General features: G+C 46.1%; 19 protein-coding genes. 18 read left to right on the forward strand and 1 reads right to left on the reverse strand.

Annotated elements, in window-relative coordinates; all coding sequences use genetic code 11:
* The 13 genes from AC2TF5_RS10050 (at nucleotide 1) to AC2TF5_RS10110 (ending at nucleotide 12,943) form a co-directional block, all read left to right on the forward strand.
* The gene (locus AC2TF5_RS10050; RefSeq protein WP_491302852.1) at nucleotides 1-795 is read left to right on the forward strand and encodes a TIGR00282 family metallophosphoesterase; all 795 of its coding nucleotides are present in this window, start codon (nucleotides 1-3) and stop codon (nucleotides 793-795) included.
* A 129-nt stretch (nucleotides 796-924) separates the two neighbouring features.
* Entirely contained in the window at nucleotides 925-1,185 is a 261-nt protein-coding gene (locus tag AC2TF5_RS10055) for a stage V sporulation protein S (RefSeq protein WP_054956146.1), read from the forward strand.
* A gap of 84 nt (nucleotides 1,186-1,269) precedes the next feature.
* Nucleotides 1,270-2,226 carry a dipeptidase gene (locus AC2TF5_RS10060; protein WP_491302024.1) on the forward strand — a complete coding sequence of 319 codons (957 nt, stop codon included), beginning with the start codon at nucleotides 1,270-1,272 and terminating at the stop codon, nucleotides 2,224-2,226.
* Between the two features lie 165 nt (nucleotides 2,227-2,391).
* The gene (locus AC2TF5_RS10065) at nucleotides 2,392-4,146 is read left to right on the forward strand and encodes a 2-oxoacid:acceptor oxidoreductase subunit alpha (protein WP_491302025.1); all 1,755 of its coding nucleotides are present in this window, start codon (nucleotides 2,392-2,394) and stop codon (nucleotides 4,144-4,146) included.
* 2 nt (nucleotides 4,147-4,148) lie between these two features.
* Nucleotides 4,149-5,015, forward strand: coding sequence for a 2-oxoacid:ferredoxin oxidoreductase subunit beta (locus AC2TF5_RS10070; RefSeq protein ID WP_491302026.1), 867 nt, complete (start codon nucleotides 4,149-4,151; stop codon nucleotides 5,013-5,015).
* A gap of 110 nt (nucleotides 5,016-5,125) precedes the next feature.
* Complete coding sequence (pduL, locus tag AC2TF5_RS10075) at nucleotides 5,126-5,698, forward strand: phosphate propanoyltransferase (RefSeq protein WP_491302027.1); 573 nt, start codon at nucleotides 5,126-5,128, stop codon at nucleotides 5,696-5,698.
* Nucleotides 5,699-5,891: 193 nt separating this feature from the next.
* A complete protein-coding gene (gene miaB, locus AC2TF5_RS10080) occupies nucleotides 5,892-7,451 on the forward strand; it encodes a tRNA (N6-isopentenyl adenosine(37)-C2)-methylthiotransferase MiaB (RefSeq protein WP_491302028.1) in 1,560 nt (519 codons plus the stop codon).
* A gap of 75 nt (nucleotides 7,452-7,526) precedes the next feature.
* The gene (locus tag AC2TF5_RS10085; RefSeq protein WP_491302853.1) at nucleotides 7,527-7,940 is read left to right on the forward strand and encodes a YlbF/YmcA family competence regulator; all 414 of its coding nucleotides are present in this window, start codon (nucleotides 7,527-7,529) and stop codon (nucleotides 7,938-7,940) included.
* 189 nt (nucleotides 7,941-8,129) lie between these two features.
* Nucleotides 8,130-8,915, forward strand: coding sequence for an NUDIX domain-containing protein (locus AC2TF5_RS10090; RefSeq protein ID WP_491302029.1), 786 nt, complete (start codon nucleotides 8,130-8,132; stop codon nucleotides 8,913-8,915).
* Between the two features lie 40 nt (nucleotides 8,916-8,955).
* Nucleotides 8,956-9,504 carry a cysteine hydrolase family protein gene (locus AC2TF5_RS10095; RefSeq protein WP_491302030.1) on the forward strand — a complete coding sequence of 183 codons (549 nt, stop codon included), beginning with the start codon at nucleotides 8,956-8,958 and terminating at the stop codon, nucleotides 9,502-9,504.
* 50 nt (nucleotides 9,505-9,554) lie between these two features.
* Nucleotides 9,555-11,024, forward strand: a complete 1,470-nt coding sequence (locus tag AC2TF5_RS10100; protein ID WP_491302031.1) for a nicotinate phosphoribosyltransferase — start codon at nucleotides 9,555-9,557, stop codon at nucleotides 11,022-11,024.
* 291 nt (nucleotides 11,025-11,315) lie between these two features.
* Nucleotides 11,316-12,338, forward strand: coding sequence for an acrylyl-CoA reductase family protein (locus AC2TF5_RS10105; protein ID WP_491302032.1), 1,023 nt, complete (start codon nucleotides 11,316-11,318; stop codon nucleotides 12,336-12,338).
* 74 nt (nucleotides 12,339-12,412) lie between these two features.
* Nucleotides 12,413-12,943 (forward strand): hypothetical protein, encoded by a 531-nt coding sequence (locus tag AC2TF5_RS10110; RefSeq protein WP_491302033.1) that lies wholly within the window; start codon nucleotides 12,413-12,415, stop codon nucleotides 12,941-12,943.
* Between the two features lie 88 nt (nucleotides 12,944-13,031).
* On the opposite strand, the gene AC2TF5_RS10115 is transcribed toward AC2TF5_RS10110, so the two are convergent.
* Nucleotides 13,032-13,544: a MogA/MoaB family molybdenum cofactor biosynthesis protein gene (locus AC2TF5_RS10115; protein ID WP_491302854.1), complete on the reverse strand. Its 513-nt coding sequence runs from the start codon at nucleotides 13,542-13,544 to the stop codon at nucleotides 13,032-13,034.
* Nucleotides 13,545-13,667: 123 nt separating this feature from the next.
* On the opposite strand from AC2TF5_RS10115, the gene AC2TF5_RS10120 reads away from it, so the two are divergent.
* The 5 genes from AC2TF5_RS10120 to AC2TF5_RS10140 all read left to right on the forward strand — a co-directional run bounded on the left by AC2TF5_RS10120 (nucleotide 13,668) and on the right by AC2TF5_RS10140 (nucleotide 18,924).
* The gene (locus tag AC2TF5_RS10120; protein WP_491302034.1) at nucleotides 13,668-14,738 is read left to right on the forward strand and encodes a CobW family GTP-binding protein; all 1,071 of its coding nucleotides are present in this window, start codon (nucleotides 13,668-13,670) and stop codon (nucleotides 14,736-14,738) included.
* A 200-nt stretch (nucleotides 14,739-14,938) separates the two neighbouring features.
* Nucleotides 14,939-16,852 (forward strand): OPT family oligopeptide transporter, encoded by a 1,914-nt coding sequence (locus AC2TF5_RS10125; protein ID WP_491302035.1) that lies wholly within the window; start codon nucleotides 14,939-14,941, stop codon nucleotides 16,850-16,852.
* Between the two features lie 5 nt (nucleotides 16,853-16,857).
* Complete coding sequence (locus AC2TF5_RS10130; protein ID WP_491302036.1) at nucleotides 16,858-17,223, forward strand: PqqD family protein; 366 nt, start codon at nucleotides 16,858-16,860, stop codon at nucleotides 17,221-17,223.
* A gap of 70 nt (nucleotides 17,224-17,293) precedes the next feature.
* Nucleotides 17,294-18,193: an ABC transporter ATP-binding protein gene (locus AC2TF5_RS10135; protein ID WP_491302037.1), complete on the forward strand. Its 900-nt coding sequence runs from the start codon at nucleotides 17,294-17,296 to the stop codon at nucleotides 18,191-18,193.
* Nucleotides 18,190-18,924, forward strand: coding sequence for a hypothetical protein (locus AC2TF5_RS10140; protein ID WP_491302038.1), 735 nt, complete (start codon nucleotides 18,190-18,192; stop codon nucleotides 18,922-18,924). Before AC2TF5_RS10135 ends, AC2TF5_RS10140 begins: the two co-directional genes overlap by 4 nt.
* Nucleotide 18,925: the final 1 nt, after the last annotated feature.

Consider the following 18,925-nt stretch of genomic DNA (forward strand, 5'->3'; position numbering starts at 1 on the left):
ATCAACGTTTTATTCATAGGCGATATTGTTGGCAGCACTGGCCGGAAGGCTCTTAAAACTTCTTTGCCGGAATTGAAGTCCAAATATAATCCGCATATCATTATAGCAAACGGCGAGAACGCAGCATCGGGGCGGGGAATAACATCCGCCATCGCCAATGAATTTTTCAACTGGGGTATTCATGGGATTACAATGGGGAATCACACATGGGATAATCGTGACATTTTTGAATTCATAGATCATGAATCCCGGATGGTAAGGCCTGCTAACTTTCCTCCAGGAACCCCAGGGCGTGGTCATACGGTGATCGAGGCGAATGGCAAGGAGCTCGCTATTGTCAATCTGATGGGCCGGACATTTCTCCCTGCGATAGATTGCCCATTCCGGGCAGCGGACGAAATTGTAGATGAGCTTCGGATGAAGCATAAACATATTCTGGTTGATTTTCATGCAGAAGCCACATCAGAGAAGATCGCGATGGGTTGGCATATGGATGGACGAGCGTCGATCGTTGTGGGTACACATACACATGTGCAGAGCAACGACGATACAATTTTGCCGAACGGAACGGCGTATCTGACAGATACGGGCATGGTTGGATCCAAAGAAGGGGTGCTGGGGATGCAGCGTGATGCAGTTCTTTATAAATTCAAGACCCAGCTTCCAGCCCGCTTCCAAGTGGATGAAGGAAAATGGCATTTCCATGCGGTTTATGTGCAGCTTGACGATACGACTGGCAAAGCAAAAAAAATCCAAAAAATTCGGATGTATGAAGATGAATGGAGAATGGATTAAAAAAGTGCAACGGTTTAAGAGTAATTAAGGAACGTTTGGTAAAAAGAAGGAATCTTTTCCCCACTCACGAATAACATCTAATAAACGGAAGCAAACCATCACTCAACATTCCCAGGGGAGGTACTTACCATGGAAGTATTAAAAGTTTCAGCAAAATCCAATCCGAACTCAGTTGCAGGTGCACTGGCTGGAGTTCTTCGTGAACGCGGCGGAGCCGAGCTTCAGGCAATTGGGGCGGGAGCACTGAACCAGGCTGTTAAAGCCGTAGCGATTGCCCGGGGATTTGTAGCACCAAGCGGGGTGGACTTGATCTGCATTCCTGCTTTTACGGATATTGTGATTGATGGCGAAGACCGGACGGCGATTAAGTTGATCGTAGAACCTAGATAATGATGGAATGTTGAGGGTGAGCCTGTTTACCTATCAAAGTAAACAGGCTTTTTGCTATGGGTTAGAAGAGAGGGGATAGTGTAGATGAAGGTTGTAGATTTTCACTGTGATGCGCTGAGCAAGCTGTGGGGAAATCCTAAGGCTTCTTTTGACAATAGTCCGGATATGGATGTGACGTTGGAATCAATGGAAGAAGGCGATGTGGCGCTACAGGTATTTGCTGTGTTTTTGTCAGAGCGTTACGGGCGCCCTTCATTTGAACGCGTGATGGCTCAAATTGATATATTCCGCGCCAAACTGAATGGGACAGGAAAGCTGGAAGGGTTGAAGTGGCGTGATCAGATAAGAGAAGTACGAAATGGAAGCAAACGTTGGGGGCTTCTTTCTCTTGAGGGAGTGGACGGGCTGGAAGGTAATCTGTTCTATGTTCGCCTCTGTTACGAGCTGGGCGTAAGATTGATGGGATTGACCTGGAATCATGCCAACTGGGCTGCTGATGGCGTGATGGAGAAACGTGGGGGCGGTCTGACAGATAAAGGGAGGGATATGGTTCAGTTATGTAATGAACTCGGGATCATCTTGGATGTATCCCATTTATCTGTAGCGGGATTTTGGGAGCTGACTGAGCTTGTCTCCCGTCCGCTGATTGCATCCCACTCCAACGCCTATGGGGTGTGTCCGCATCCACGTAACTTGAGTGATGAACAAATTCGCGCACTTATTGCGATGGATGGCCGGATTGGACTAACATTTGTCCCCTGGTTTATCCGGCGAGACACCCCTACGGTCAAACCGGAGGACTTGCTGCCTCATGTTGAACGAATTTGTTCACTCGGAGGAGAGCATCACATGATGTTTGGGTCTGACTTTGATGGAATAGACCAATGGGTTGAAGGGCTGGAGAGCCCTAGCAAGTACCAGGATTGGGTAAATACATTATTAAAGCATTACCCTGAACAGCTGGTGCAAGGCTGGATGTCGGACAATGCGTTAAATTTTCTTGAACAATATCTACCTATGCAGCAAGGATTGCGTTCGTAACTTATAATAGATTTATGTCTAGAAAAAATTTCTTGCCATTTCACTATTAAACCGATAAACTTTATCGTAATTAAGTGAATCCTTATTTTAAAAGAAATTACACTGAAATCAAATTACACTGTTATTATGAGTAAGATGCTTTTAAATAAAAAGGAGTTGGAGAGCTTGATCAGTCAGTTATCTTGGAAAATCGGGGGACAGCAGGGAGAAGGGGTCGAAAGTACTGACCGTATTTTTTCGACATCCTTAAACCGGTTGGGATATTACCTTTATGGTTATCGGCATTTTTCGTCCCGTATTAAAGGTGGACATACGAATAATAAAATACGTATTAGCACACAACCGATCCGGTCCATTGCGGATGATCTTGATATATTGGTTGCATTTGATCAAGAAAGTATTGACCTGAATGCGCACGAGCTTCGCCCGGGTGGTGTTGTCGTAGCGGACGCGAAGTTTAACCCCGTAGTACCGGAAGATGCAGACATCCGGCTATTTGCTGTACCTATAACAACCATAGCGGAGGAGCTTGGAACCTCACTTATGAAAAATATGGTGGCCTCCGGTGCATCATGGGCGCTGCTTGGCCTTCCTCTTGATGTGTTCAATCGTGCTGTTGAAGAAGAATTCGGACGTAAAGGTGCAGCTGTCGTAGAGAAGAATCTGGAGGCCGTGAAACGGGGCTCAGATTATGTACTTGAGCTTGCAGGTGGTCCGCTAGATGAGTTCAAGCTGAATCCGGCTGACGGAAAGCAGAAGCTGTTTATGATCGGAAACGATGCAATCGGTCTTGGTGCCGTGGCTGCAGGCTGCCGATTAATGAGCGCTTACCCGATAACCCCTGCCTCTGAAATAATGGAATACTTGATCAAAAAGTTGCCTAAATTCGGCGGTACCGTAGTTCAGACAGAAGACGAAATCGCTGCCGTAACGATGGCTATCGGAGCCAACTACGCTGGTGTTCGTACCATGACAGCTTCTGCAGGGCCAGGTCTGTCTCTCATGATGGAAGCCATCGGTCTTGCCGGCATGACGGAAACGCCGGTTGTTATTGTCGATACACAACGCGGTGGTCCGAGCACCGGTCTGCCAACGAAGCAGGAGCAGAGTGATATCAACGCGATGATTCATGGTACGCACGGGGAAATTCCCAAAATCGTACTGGCACCAAGCTCTATAGAAGAGTGTTTTTATGATACGGTGGAGGCCTTTAACTTGTCCGAGCAATATCAGGTTCCGGTTATCGTTGTAACGGATTTGCAGCTGTCACTAGGTAAGCAGTCATGTGAACCGCTGGATTACAGCCGGGTTGTGATTGAACGCGGAAATCTTGTAAGCAACGTGCCGGAGCAAGAGGAGAAGAATCTGTTTAAGAGATATGAGTTTACAGACAGCGGGATATCACCTCGTGTTCTTCCAGGAGAGAAGAACGGGATTCACCATGTTACCGGTGTTGAGCACGATGAATCAGGACGACCATCAGAGTCAGCGGAGAATCGCAAAAAAATGATGGATAAGCGTCTCGGCAAGCTGAATCATGTAAAAGTAACGAACCCAATATTGGTTGATGCTCCATATGAAAAGCCCGATCTTCTCATTATCGGAATGGGCTCTACGGGTGGAACAATTGATCAGGCGCGGGAGTTGCTTGAAAACGATGGAACTACAACGAACCATGTTACTGTCCGTCTGCTTCATCCGTTCCCTACAGATGCTATTAAACCGTATATCGACCAAGCAAGACAGGTCATCGTTGTTGAAAATAACGCAACTGCTCAACTAGCCAACCTCATCAAGCTCAACGTTGGCGGACGTGAGAAGATTAGCAGTGTGCTCAAATATGATGGTAACCCGTTCCTGCCGTCTATTATTTATAACGAATGCAGAAATGTCTACGTCGACAGTAAGGAGCTGGTATAACGATGGCTACGTTTAAAGATTTCCGTAATAATGTCAAACCGAACTGGTGCCCTGGCTGCGGCGACTTCTCTATACAAGCGGCTATACAGCGTGCAGCAGCCAGCTGCGGCCTTGAGCCGGATCAGCTTGCTGTCATTTCAGGTATCGGCTGTTCGGGCCGGATATCGGGATATATCCATGCATATGGAATGCATAGCATTCATGGACGGGCACTGCCAATCGCACAAGGGGTTAAGCTTGCAAATCGTGATCTGACCGTAATTGCTTCAGGTGGGGACGGCGACGGATTTGCGATTGGTATGGGACACACGATTCATGCTATCCGCAGAAACATCAATATTACGTATATTGTTATGGACAACCAGATCTACGGTCTCACTAAAGGTCAAACTTCGCCGCGTAGTGCGGAAGGTTTTGTTACCAAGAGCACACCAGAAGGTTCAATCGAGTCGACTTTATCACCGCTGGAGCTGGCGCTTTCAGCAGGTGCTACTTTTGTTGCACAGTCCTTCTCCAGTGATATCAAACAGTTGACCGCTTTGATCGAGGCAGGTATCAAGCATGAGGGCTTCTCTATTATCAATGTGTTTAGCCCATGCGTCACGTTTAACAAAGTGAATACCTATGAGTGGTTTAAAGAAAACATCGTTAATCTGGACAGCTTCCCGGAATATGATTCTTCGAACCGGATCAGCGCGATGACGAAACTGATGGAAACAGACGGTTTGGTCACAGGGCTGATCTATCAGGATCATAGCCGAAAAAGCTATGAGGACCAAATTTCCGGATTCAAGGATACACCTCTGGCCCATCAGGATCTTCAGTTAACCCGGGAACAATTTGACAATCTTGTAGCAGAATTCAAATAAGACAGATTCAGGCAGGCGGATTAACCGCACTGCCTTTTTATTTTTGGGTAATTGAGAGTATAATAGATGTTGGCATGTACAGCTTATAGAGAAAACAAGGAGTGAGACAGATGAACAAAACTGTACCTGTGGGTGTTTCGGCCCGCCATATTCATTTAACTCAAGAACATATTGAAGCATTGTTCGGACCCGGTTACCAATTGACCGAGTTTAAACCGTTGTCCCAACCTGGGCAATTTGCAGCTAACGAAACGGTGGCTGTGATCGGTACGAAAGGACAATTCGATAAAGTCAGAATTTTGGGACCTGCTCGTCCAGCATCACAGCTGGAGATTTCCCGTACGGATTCTTTTGCAATTGGCGTAAAAGCGCCTGTTCGCGAATCCGGCAACATTGAAGGTACACCAGGTATTACAATTAAAGGCCCTGCTGGTGAAGTTACTGTGGACGAAGGTGTTATTGTGGCTGCGCGTCATATTCACTTCCATACTTCTGATGCTGAAAAATGGGGCATTCAAGATAAGCAAATGCTTAAAGTGCGTCTCGGTGGAGAACGCGGCCTAGTGCTCGAAAACGTCGTTGCGCGCGTTTCCGACAATTTTGCACTAGACATGCACATTGATACCGACGAAGCGAATGCCGCTGGTGCCAAAACAGGGGATACTGCAGAAATCATTGATTAAGATACAATCATAAAAGAGTCAGTCACAGGATTATCCGGTGACTGACTCTTTTTTGCTGTGTTATGATGTTGACAGGCCACCCCAGGATAGTAGCTTAGGATGGAAGATCATGATATAATTAGGGGCAGTGCCTACATGGTAGATAATGAAATAAACATCGATTTATAGCGGATTTTAAGGAGTGACCTAGTATATGTCCAAAGATAAGAAGGACTACTCCAAGTATTTTGATTTTTCGGATGCCAAAATTTTGTCCGAGGACGAGAACGGTAAGAGAATCCGAATCCGGGGACGGGAAATCAATATTCTATCGGAGCCTAACCATAGACAAGAAAAGCAGCGCGGTAAACAGGACGTTCAGGTGCTGTACGATACGGCTTTACCGGAAGAATTCAAGACCATCGGTTTAGGGAAATTCTACCTGGTGTACACATTCGGATGCCAGATGAATGAGCATGATTCCGAGACGATCAAGGGAATGCTGGAGCAGATGGGTTATAAAGCTACGGAAGACCGCATGGAAGCCGACATTATTTTACTTAATACCTGTGCCATTCGTGAGAATGCAGAGGATAAAGTGTTTGGTGAGTTGGGTCATTTGAAGCATTTGAAGACCGAGAAACCAGATATGCTGCTTGGTGTCTGTGGATGTATGTCACAGGAAGAAGGGGTCGTTAAACGGATTTTGTCGAAACACGGGTTCGTAGACCTGGTGTTCGGTACACATAATATCCATCGTCTTCCTCATCTCATCCAAGAAGCGCTCTTCAGCAAGGAAATGGTTGTTGAAGTGTGGTCTAAGGAAGGCGATATTGTTGAGAACTTGCCTAAGAAACGAGAAGGACTTCGTGGTTGGGTCAACATTATGTACGGGTGTGACAAGTTCTGTACCTACTGTATCGTTCCGTTCACACGGGGTAAGGAACGTAGCCGCCGACCTGAGGACGTGATTGCAGAAGTCCGTGAGCTTGCACGTCAAGGCTTCAAAGAGATCACTCTTCTTGGTCAGAACGTTAACGCGTATGGTAAGGACTTCACTGATATTACTTACAGTTTTGCGAATTTGATGGACGATATCCATAAGATTGATATTCCGCGTGTGCGGTTCACTACTTCTCATCCAAGGGATTTCGATGATCAGTTGATTGAGGTTCTTGCGAAGGGCGGAAACCTTGTGGAGCATATCCATTTGCCTGTGCAATCCGGCAGTAGCCAAGTGCTCAAGAAGATGAGTCGCAAATACTCACGTGAAACGTATCTGGAGCTTGCTCGTAAGATTAAACAAGCCATTCCGGACGTTGTATTGACTACCGATTTCATTGTTGGTTTCCCTGGAGAGACTGACGAGCAGTTCGAGGAAACACTGTCCCTGGTGCGTGAGGTAGGCTATGATTTTGCTTACACGTATATTTACTCGCCACGTGAGGGTACTCCAGCAGCAGTAATGGAGGACAATGTTCCGATGGAAGTGAAAAGTGAACGTCTTCAGCGCCTGAATGCTGCGATCAATGAGTATAGCCGCAAGAGTAATGACCGCCTGCTTGGCGCAACGGTAGAAGTGCTTGTTGAAGGAGTTAGTAAGAACAATGATTCCATGCTGTCGGGACGGACACGCTCCAACAAATTGGTTCATTTTGAAGGATCGGCTGATCTGATCGGCAGCTTTGTTCACGTGCGAATTACAGACCCGATGACCTGGTACATTAAAGGTGATATGATTACGGAGCCGTTTGCGGCTACGGATGCGGTTTAACCAATATATTTTTCATAATGATGAATTGGGGCGATGAACTTGACACAGGCGCAGGGTCGTGTAAATAAACATGGGATGCCGACATTCAATACTCGTGAATTAATTATTCGTGAGGATATCATGGCTAAAGCAGAAGAGCTTGCCGGATTAATCTCTACGAGTGAAGAAGTGAAGATGTTTCAACAGGCGGAAGAGAAAATCCGCAATCACGAGCGCGTTCAAGAATTAATTAAGACCATTAAGAAAAAACAAAAGGAAATTGTCGCTTTCGAGACTTTCCAGAATAATGACATGGTTGCAAAAATCGAGCGTGAAATCGAAGAGCTTCAAGATGAGATCGATGGCATTCCGCTCGTTGTGGAATTTCAGCAGAGTCAGAGCGATATTAACTATTTGTTGCAGTTGGTTGTATCTGTTATTCACGATACGGTTTCACAAAAAGTAAACGTAGAGACAGGCAAAGACACACCGCCGAGCAGCTGCGGATAAGAGAGGTGCGGATTATCTTCCGCGCCTTTTCTATTGAAACTCAACTCCTAGCGCCCGAAGTGGAGAATGACGATAGTAAACTATAAGTAGAAGCCAGGCCTCTCCAAAAGGAAGTGCTGAAAAAATATCCAGGAAAACCTTGACATCGAATTTCAATATGTCATAATGATATTATCAAAATGAATAATAATGGTGATGAATATGACGGATAACGAACAGAAATTGAACAGTAATACGAAGAAATATAGAACACCGGACGGAGTTCCTGCAGATATCGTTATGTTTACACTGACGAAACGGGAACGTAAGACGGTGACTAAGACACTGCCTATAAGAGAGCTTAAAGTCATGCTGATCCGGCGCAGATTATGGCCATGTGCAGGTATGTGGGCCTTGCCTGGTGGATTTTGCCGCGAGAGTGAGTCTATCTATGATGCGGCGAAGCGGGAGTTGAAGGAAGAGACCGGAGTGGACGGCGGTCACCTCGAATATCTCGGCGTTTACAGCACTCCAGGGCGCGATCCGCGGGGCTGGATAATCAGCCAGGCGTTCTATGCTCTCGTTGAGGAATGGATGCTTGAACACAGGCAGGCTGCTGATGATGCGGAAGAGGTAGGACTGTTTACCATCGAAGAAGCGCTGGAAAAACTGGAACTTGCCTTCGACCACAGGGACATCATTTTGGACGCCTACCGAAAAATTCAACATCAAATGCTGCAGACTACAATTGCCAAACAGTTTCTACCCGAACATTTTACACTGAGCGAGCTGTACCAAGTTATTCAGACGGTGGTACCGGAATTTAAGGAACCTAACTTCATCCGTAAGATTACCTCCACACGAAGCCGGCAAGGCATTTTGGAGGAGGTGCGGGATGAGAACGGTAAACCGCTAAACTCCAATCAATATTCCCAGCGTCCTGCCCAGCTGTATCGTTTTACAGATCATGCCCCTCTGCTTTCGATTTATACCTGATGATGTCTTGATATGACTAAAATCAAAGGGAGTGTACCGAATGAAAGCGTTGATTGTTATTGACTTTACGAATGATTTTGTGGATGGCAGTCTTCCTGTAGGCGAACCAGCAGTAGAGATTCAGCATACCGTAGCCGAGCTGACCAAGCAGTATGCTGACCGTGGAGATTTTGTCGTGATGGCTGTAGATCTGCACGAAGAAGGAGATCCTTATCACCCTGAGGTGAAGCTGTTTCCTCCTCATAACATTAGAAACACCCGCGGACGTCATTTATACGGTGAGCTTGAGGAAGCTTACGAATCTCGTAAGGACGTTATCTACTGGATGGATAAGACCCGTTACAGTTCTTTTTGTGGAACAGATCTTGACATTAAGCTACGGGAGCGTGGCATAACGGAGGTCCATTTAATTGGGGTCTGTACAGATATTTGTGTGCTGCATACGGCAGTTGACGCATATAACCGCGGGTATTCCCTTAAGATATATGAAGATGCGGTTGCAAGTTTTAATCCGGAAGGTCACCGATGGGCACTCGGTCATTTTAAAGGCAGTCTGGGTGCGGAAATCGTTCGGAATGAACATAAATGACAGCTTGAGGAATCCGGGATGTCTGGCCGGATGACAGGAGGAGGAACATAATGATGACAGCAGGACTGGCTTTGCATACCGACAAATATCAAATAAATATGATGTATGCACATTGGATTAATGGTTCCCACCATACCCAAGCGGTATTTGAAGCCTATTTCCGAAAACTACCCTTTGGCAACGGCTACGCTGTATTTGCAGGCCTTGAACGAATCGTAAACTATATTGAAGGACTTCATTTCACAGAAGGAGACATCTTCTACCTCTCCAAACAGGAAGAGAACTATGACAAAGCTTTTCTGGATGAACTGCGTCGCTTCCGGTTTCGAGGCAGTATTCATGCCATGAGAGAAGGTGCGCTCGTATTTCCGAATGAGCCCTTAATTACTGTAGAAGGTACCATATTTGAAACCCAGCTTGTCGAAACGGCGATACTTAACTTCATGAACTTTCAAACGTTGATCGCAACGAAAGCTTCCCGAATCCGTCAGGTGGCAAGCAATGATATTTTGCTCGAGTTTGGTACACGCCGGGCACAGGAAGCAGACGCTGCGGTCTGGGGAGCAAGAGCGGCCTATTTAGCCGGATTCCATGCCACTTCGAATATGCTCGCAGGTGAAAAGTTCGGAATTCCGACGAAGGGTACTCATGCGCATTCATGGGTTCAAACCTTCCGCAGTGAACAGGAGGCTTTTGATATTTTTGCCAAGGTGATGCCGGATCAGGTGACTCTCTTGGTCGATACTTATGATACATTGGGGAGCGGTGTTCCCCATGCCATTATGACAGCGAAAAAGCTGGAAGCACAAGGCAAGCGGATGAATGCCATTCGGCTCGACAGCGGCGATTTGGCTTACTTGTCCATTCAGGCACGTAAAATGTTAGATGATGCCGGACTGGATTATGTTCAAATTGTTGCATCGAATGATCTGGATGAAGGTACGATCCTCGATCTAAAGGCACAAGGAGCCCGAATTGACACTTGGGGCGTAGGCACACAGCTTATCACTGCTGCGGACCAGCCAGCGCTTGGTGGAGTATATAAACTGGTAGAACGTGAAGTAGATGGTGTTATGGTACCGACAATCAAGATCTCCGGAAATCCTGAAAAGGTGTCGACTCCAGGGAAAAAAGAAGTGTATCGTATTGTTTCTAAGGGTAGCGGTAAAGCGATTGCTGATTACATCAGCTTCCCTGAAGAAAAAATGCCACCGGAAAACGGAAAGTTAAAACTCTTTAATCCGCTGCACCCGTATATGCGAAAAAACGTGCGTGATTTTGATGCTGTGCCTATGCTTGCACCTATTTACGACAAGGGAGAACTGGTCTATGAGCTCCCAACCTTGGAAGAAATTCGTGTTTACCACAACAGCCAGTTGAACCAGTTCTGGCCTGAGTATTTGCGAAAGCTCAACCCGGAGATTTACCGTGTCAATCTGAGTGAGACTGTATGGGAAATGAAGCAAAAGCTCATCTCAGAGTATATGGAAGAACATCAGGAAGAAAATCACGACGATTAAATTCAGATCGTGATTTAGAACGCATCTGCGACAGTGGTAAGAAAGCTAGGCAATGCTGTGACGGATAATATCGTAATAAAGCCGCTTGAGTCATTCACTCCTGCGGCTTTTTAAGTGTACAACCAGCATGGATGTCATTTTAAGGTGAATTAATAATAAGATTATTTCTCGGGAAATTGCAGGAGATGTCAAATCATCCTACATAATCACAAGCTTCGACAATGGACATTTTTAATAGCGATGGGATTAAGTAGTATTTATCATAGAATGATGAAAGAAAGGGGTGTAAGTATGAATGCAGATACAATTTTTCAGGCGTTTGTTGTCCGTAATGATGATCAGGGTTTTCGCAGCGGCGTAGAAGATTGGTGCATGGATCAGCTGCCGGAAGGGGATGTAACCATCCGTGTTCTGTATAGCGGTGTCAATTACAAGGATGGCCTTGCTAGCACTCCGGAAGGAAGGATCGTCAGAAGGTATCCGTTTATTCCGGGGATCGATCTGGCGGGAACGGTAGTGGAATCATCTCATCCGTCTTTTAAAGAAGGTGATGAGGTACTCTGTACCGGCTATGAGCTGGGGGTTTCTCATGAAGGAGGATATAGCCAGTACGCACGAGTTAAAGGAGACTGGCTGCTGCCGTTGCCAAAGGGGCTTAGCCATAAAGAAGCGATGGGTATTGGTACGGCCGGTTTCACTGCCGCTCTATCGGTAGCCAGCCTGCTTCTGAACGGCGTTCAACCCTCGGATGGACCGGTACTGGTTACGGGTGCGTCAGGTGGCGTAGGGACCTTCTCGGTGTCGATTATGTCTAAGTTAGGATTCGAAGTGGTCGCATCTACCGGCAAAATTTCTTCTCAAGGAGACTGGTTGAGAGGGATTGGTGCTCATACGGTCATATCGCGGGACGAAACGTCAGCGGAATCAAAGGGCGCGCTCGCAGCTGAAAAATGGGCTGCTGTGATTGATCCGGTTGGCGGCACTCAGTTGGCTGGTCTGTTGAAACACGTCAAATACGGTGGTGCAATTGCACTCTCAGGTTTAACAGGTGGCGGTGATTTTGCGGCTACGGTATATCCGTTTTTATTGAGAGGCGTAAAGCTTTTGGGCATCGACTCCGTCTTTTGTCCGATGAACACACGTAAGGAAATATGGAACAAGCTGGCCGGTGAATGGAAACCTGATACCGCGCTGAAGTCCGGGATACATGTGCATCCTGTGCATGAGCTTCCGGAAATATTGTCCAATATACTGAAAGGCGGGGCGACCGGGCGAAGTATTATATCTCTCTTCGAACAATCTGAAGTCGAATAATCAGCTTCTCCGTCAGGCATTCTATTCCTAAGACGTCATGCAGGCTTTGCGTGACTGGAAAGGATGGATGAAGCTTGGTGAATCGATGGGGGATAGGATTGCTTTCATTTTCTTTGCTAGTTGTAATCATGGGATGCACGAAAGATGCAGCCAAAGAAGAAATGAAGAAATATAACATGCAAGCGTATCAGGAAGGGAATAAAGAGGCCAAAACGGAAGGCTCCGGACTTAACGGGCAGTTTCTGAATACGATGAAGGATTTATTTAAGGACCATAGTATTCGTCTGACAAATGAAACGTATGCAGAAGATGACGCTGGAAACATGTCGTACCAATACCGCATGAATACTGACTCCAACCAGTTAATTACAGTACACATCTTTACAGATGAGCAGGCTAGAATTAATGGCATTAAAGAATTATATGGTGCTGGCGGACTGAACGAAACCGGAACAATGGATAATATGATTTTCGCGCAACGTGAGGCCGCGCTGGTATATACATCGGCAGGAATAAAGAAGGACCAATACACGGAGCAGGTGAAAACAGTAGCTGCTGATGTGCTTAACAAACTGCCACGTCGATCCAATGACAAATCCAAATGAATAAGATGAAATAAGGCGGGCAACTGAAATTAATTCAGTGCTCGCTCTTTTATATACTTCAATGTTTGTCTATTGTAAGCTTAGCTTTTTATCGCTGCTTGTTCAGTTCTCGTACGACATGCCGAAGCTCTGGCAGAAGGATTCGCTCCATCGCAAGCCGGACAGCTCCACGTGAACCAGGCATGGAAAAGACAGCTGTGTTACCTACCGTTCCGCCAATGGCACGGCTCAGGATCGCGGCAGCCCCGATCTCTTCAAAGCTTAAATAGCGGAAAATCTCGCCAAATCCACTCAATTCTTTGTCGAGCAAGGATGACACCGCTTCATAAGTACTATCACGGTTGGAGATTCCTGTCCCCCCGGTCAATAGAAGAGCCTCAACTCCCGGATTGCTGGAGGCCTCATAGATCAACTCACGTATAGCATCATAGTCATCTTTCACAATGATATGTTTGACTACGCTATATCCGGCTTCTTCAAGCGAAGTTTTCATTAATTGCCCGCTCTCATCAGTTTCGGGTGTTCTTGTATCGGATACTGTAACAATCATGCAGGATACTGTCTCAGGCGATTGCTGCCGATGTTCATCAACCGAATTCATCATGTATACAACTCCAATCTTTTAACTTATGAATTTTCATTAAGTCAAACCGCTTCCTTGCTGAGGGAAGCTTAAGTGTAGTACACTCGCTATCATAGAACGTTGCAGAAAGGGCGATTACATATGACAAGCGGAGTTACACCCATATATATATTATCAGGTTTTTTAGGCAGTGGTAAAACAACCCTGTTAACGAGAATGATAGCATACTGGAAACAGCAAGGTTTGAAGCCTGCTATCGTGATGAATGAGATCGGCGAAGTAAATATAGATGGAATGATTGCTGGAGAGGATGTACCAACCGCTGAAATGCTAAGTGGCTGTATATGTTGTTCAATCCGAGCTGACTTGACTTCAGAAATTGCACTGCTAATTCAGAACGAGAAGCCTGATGTTATCGTCATTGAGGCTACAGGAGCAGCTAATCCTATGGAAATTCTGGATGCAGTTGCAGAAGCATCACTGTATATCAAAATTGATGTTAAAAATTTGATCACTGTAGTGGATTCAGCACATCTTCTTCACTTGCATGAAGTGCAGAAAGGGAAGACATACCGTTTGATGCAAGAGCAGATTCGTTGTGCTTCAACATTGATCCTAAACAAAATAGATCGGATTAACGAAGAAGAACAGCAGGAGGCGGCCCGGATTGTACGAGGGTGGAACGCTGTTGCATCCATGATTCCTGCCGTACGCTGTGATGTAAACCCGGATGTACTTCTCGAGGAAGTATCGGTTATAGCAAAAGATCGAAATTCTGATAATCAGACAGATGCTGCTGATGCTATTGTTAATGCTGTTAATCAATTTCAAGGGGATACATGCTCTAAGGAACATGATCATAATCACGCCCCTGATAACGAGCACAATCATGACCATACACATCATACACATGATCACGTTATGTCATTCACGTATTATTTTAAGGGACCCGTCAACAGCAATGATTTTGAAGCTTTTGTAGCCGGTCTTCCGAGAGAAATATACCGTGCCAAGGGGATCTTAACATTTAGCGATACGGTCAGCCGGTTCCTTTTCCAATATGCATATCGAGAATCCGATTTCATGAAGATCAATCCCCAAGGTCAACTGTCTGATGTGGTCGTGTTTATCGGTGAGCATTTCAGTCAAACACGGATTAAAGAACAATTAGTTGAGTTGGAAGCAAAATCGACCTCACTATTAGAAAAATGAATGACATATGTTACCGTTCTTTAGCGAAAGTGTTCGCTATTGAGCGGTTTTTTTAATGTTGAAATAAGCAATATTGGACTGAATTAGACTGATTTCTTACGAAAATCCGGTTTGAAAATGGAGTGAAAGGGACAATATAAGGATGCTTTTCTAACCAGTTCCATACACATTTTTTTCAACGAAGAGAGGAGAGGAACGGGATGCAAGATTCAAAAGGAAATGGCACCCCTTCAACATTTGTTCCATACGTACCCGCTTCAAAATCAATGGCCGAACTGACTGCTTTTGCGATCGTGTTAGGTATCGTTCTAGCCATCGTGTTTGCAGCAGCGAATGCCTATCTGGGATTAAAAATCGGCTTGACCGTTAGCGCGTCCATTCCGGCTGCTGTCATCTCTCTTGGTGTATTAAGAGGGATTTTCCGTCGCAAGTCGATTCTTGAGAACAATATCGTACAGACCATGACTACTGCTGGTGAAGCAGTTGCTGCCGGTGCTATTTTCACGTTACCAGCCTTGTATATGTGGGGGCATATCCCTTCCATGGCGACCATCAGCTTTATTGTTCTTGTTGGTGGGTTCCTTGGCGTGGCCATGATGGTTCCTTTGCGCAGACTGCTCATCGTAAATGAGCATGCTACCCTTCCTTACCCGGAGGGAACGGCTTGTGCTGAAGTGTTGATGTCCGGGGATACCGGAGGAAAAAGTGCAAAAATGGTTGTGTACGGCTTCTTGATCGGCGGCGCGGTAAAAGCGATGGGTGATGGATTCAAATGGTTTCGAACCGAAATCGAAAGTACCATTTTCCGATTTAAAAATGTGGTAGTAGGCATGGATATATTTCCGGCTTTGCTAGGTGTCGGGTATATTATCGGACCACGGATTGCCGGACAGATGCTCGCTGGGGGTGTTCTAGCGTGGTTGGTCCTCATCCCGGTCATCGGATTTATCGGCGCTGGCAGCAATGCGGTCGTAATCCCGTCAGCGAGTCCGATTGGCGAATTGGATGCATGGGGGATTTGGAGTGATTATATTCGTTATATCGGTGCAGGGGCAGTAGCAGCAGGCGGATTGATAACGCTTATAAAGACGCTTCCTATGCTGTTCAGCTCACTTGCGGCGACGCTGCGAGGTTTACAAAATAAAGACAGCGGCAAAGTGACGCTGGATCGTACCAATCATGACATTCCGGGCATATGGGTATTCTCTATGATCGCTGTGCTGATTGTCATCATCGCATTTGCTCCATTAACCGATGTAGGGATTGTGGGCGCTTTAGCTATTGCCATCTTTGGGTTTCTGTTTGTGACGGTAGCTTCACGCATCGTCGGACTTGTAGGCAGTTCGTCTTCTCCGGTATCGGGCATGACGATTGCAACACTACTTGTCGTAACCTTTGTGTTCAAAGTGACTGGTTTGACAGGTATGAGTGGCATGATTGCTTCTTTGACTGTAGGGGCTATTGTATGTGTTGCACTTGCAGTCTCTGGTGATATTTCACAGGATCTCAAGACCGGTTATTTGGTTGGAGGTACACCATGGAAGCAGCAGGTTGCTATGATGATCGGCGTACTCGTTTCAGGTCTTGTTATTGGCTTTATTTTGTCGGTGCTGAATGAAAGTTATGGATTGGGATCGGAGGACCTCCCGGCACCAAAAGCCGTGCTGATGCGGATTATTGTCGAAGGAATCATGGCAGGTAATCTTCCCTGGGAACTGATATTTATTGGGGCGGCATCAGCAGTAGTCTTTGAACTCCTTGGTCTGAACTCACTGACGGTTGCTGTCGGCATCTATCTGCCCATCCATGTGAGCACACCAATTATGACTGGCGGTGTTGTCCGGTGGTTCATTGAGAAGATTTCACGTAAAGACGGAGAAATGCTGAAGGCAAGAGTAGAAACAGGGACATTGCTGGCTTCCGGTCTTATTGCTGGAGAGTCGCTGATTGGTGTCATTATTGCTGTGCTAATCTGGATGAATGTGAATATTCCAGGCAGCATATTGATCGAAAACAACTGGCTACCGTTCCTTATATTCCTGCTTGTTACAATAATCTTAACTTGGAGTACTTTAGCCAGTAAGAAATCACCTGTATCCCATAGTCAGGAGTGAGCCTATTGGGTCGAAATCGAAACAAAAGACACAAAGAAGTTCAGAACCTGCTCAGTATGGTACCTTTACTTAAAGATGGTTTGACTATGGATGAACGCAACGGGAATATGATTGTTTTTGTTCCACGTCAGTCCTGGCTCGAACGCCAAGCCGTTCGATTTCTGAAGCAGCCGGCGGTTATTCAGGTGAAGCTTGATAATTTGGGGGCAGCGGTGACTACGATGTGCGATGGAAATCACTCCGTATCCGATATTGCTGCTGCAATTCGAGCCGAATTCGGGGATGACGCAGAGCCTCTTTTGCCCCGCCTAGTCAAATTTATCGAACTCATGGAAGTAAACAACTGGCTCGAATGGAGTTCGGGGCAATGATGGGTATTGTATCTGTCTGGAACAAAAAGGTACAATAAGCTAAAAAGACGATTTAGGAGTAATAGGATCTATGGAGGAATTAATTGTATTAGACAAGGTCAGTAAATTGTTTGGTAGGCATGAAGCGATACGGGATGTTTCCTGGCGCATAAGCCGCGGAGAATGTGTTGCGGTTACCGGTAGCAATGGAGCGGGGAAGAGTACTCTTCTGCACCTGATTGCAGGTCTTGCGGTTCCTTCCCGCGGAAAGAGAATCGTAAGTGTGAGCAGCCTGCGAATTGGATACGTGCCTGAGCGTTTCCCGGGTCTGCGCTTTTCCCCTGAAGAATATTTGGTTCATGCGGCAAGGATTCAAGGAATGAGCAGACAGGAAGCACTTCGCAATATAGAAGGTGTCCTGTCTTTGTTCCAAATGCAACAACATGCCAAGCGAAGGATGAATCAATTCTCTAAAGGAATGCTGCAAAAGGTGAACCTCATGCAGGCCATGTTGGGTGCACCTGACTTGTTAATGTTAGATGAGCCGCTGTCCGGTTTGGACGAGCCTTCACAGCATGATATGATCACGGTTCTGGGTGAAATCAAAAATCAAGGGACCGCTATAGTGATGTCTGTACACGAACCGCTGCTGACCGCAGCATTGGCTGATAGAGTTGTTGTTATGAAGCAAGGGTTAATCATCCGTGATGCATTTTATGAAAATGGTGAAGTGGCAGCAGGTACAAGCCTGGCTTTCTATGGCATTTCGCCTGAAGCGATGCGGAATCTGGAGATGATGAGCGGTTTCTTGTACTGGATATCAAGAGGATCTCCGTCTGAAGCCGTGGTTAAAAAAGAGAGTTCGGATGATTTTTTACTATATGTGCTTAAGGCAGGCGGTTCCGTGATATCGCTGCAGCCACTGCCTGAGGAACAGGCTAAACGGCTGGAGTATGCACCCCCCGCTTTAAGAGAGGCGGTGGAGGGATGATCAGCAGGCCGCTGCTTCGATATTTGCTGGCGAGTTATACTCGATCAAATCGTTATTTTCCACCGATCGCGTTCATGATTATATCCGTATTGATTTTGTATTCCTACAAGCCAAACCCGGTGATGGACAGTTATGCAGTGACGTCTTCTTTGCTGTTTATCGGCTGCGCTTGGCTGGGCACAAATTTTCTCAATCACGATCAAGGCCGGCAGAATGTTCTGCTTATTTTACATACCGGAAGTGCGAAAGTGTTTTATGCTACGCAGTATGCTGTGCTTGTTCTGATATGCAGTATCATTAGCACTGCAACGGTTGTCTATCCGATGCTGACAGGCATGTTTGACGAGCCAGTAGGCTGGTCACGTTTCGTGATTGCTCTCATGGCTCATATTTCACTTTCAGGTCTTGGAGCGGCAGTTGCACTGTTTTTTCAGTCCGGGTGGATCGAGAATCAGGGAAGAGCAGCAGGGCTAATGTTAATTCTAATTGTACTGTCTATCGCAGGACTATCGCTTGCTGATTCGCTACCGTCTAGCATCAGTATTCTCGTATATTTACTTCCACCGGTATCACCGCTGATTGATATGATGATGCATTCGGATCAGCGCGGGATAGCCCGCAGCGTATACATGCTTCTTTTTTCATTCGGATATACAGCTGTACTGCTCATAATTTATCTTAAGGTCGCTCTCACGAAGGATGCTGCGGAGTTAATTAGAAAAGCAGGTTGAT

The sequence above is a fragment of the Paenibacillus sp. JNUCC 34 genome (assembly GCF_058269055.1).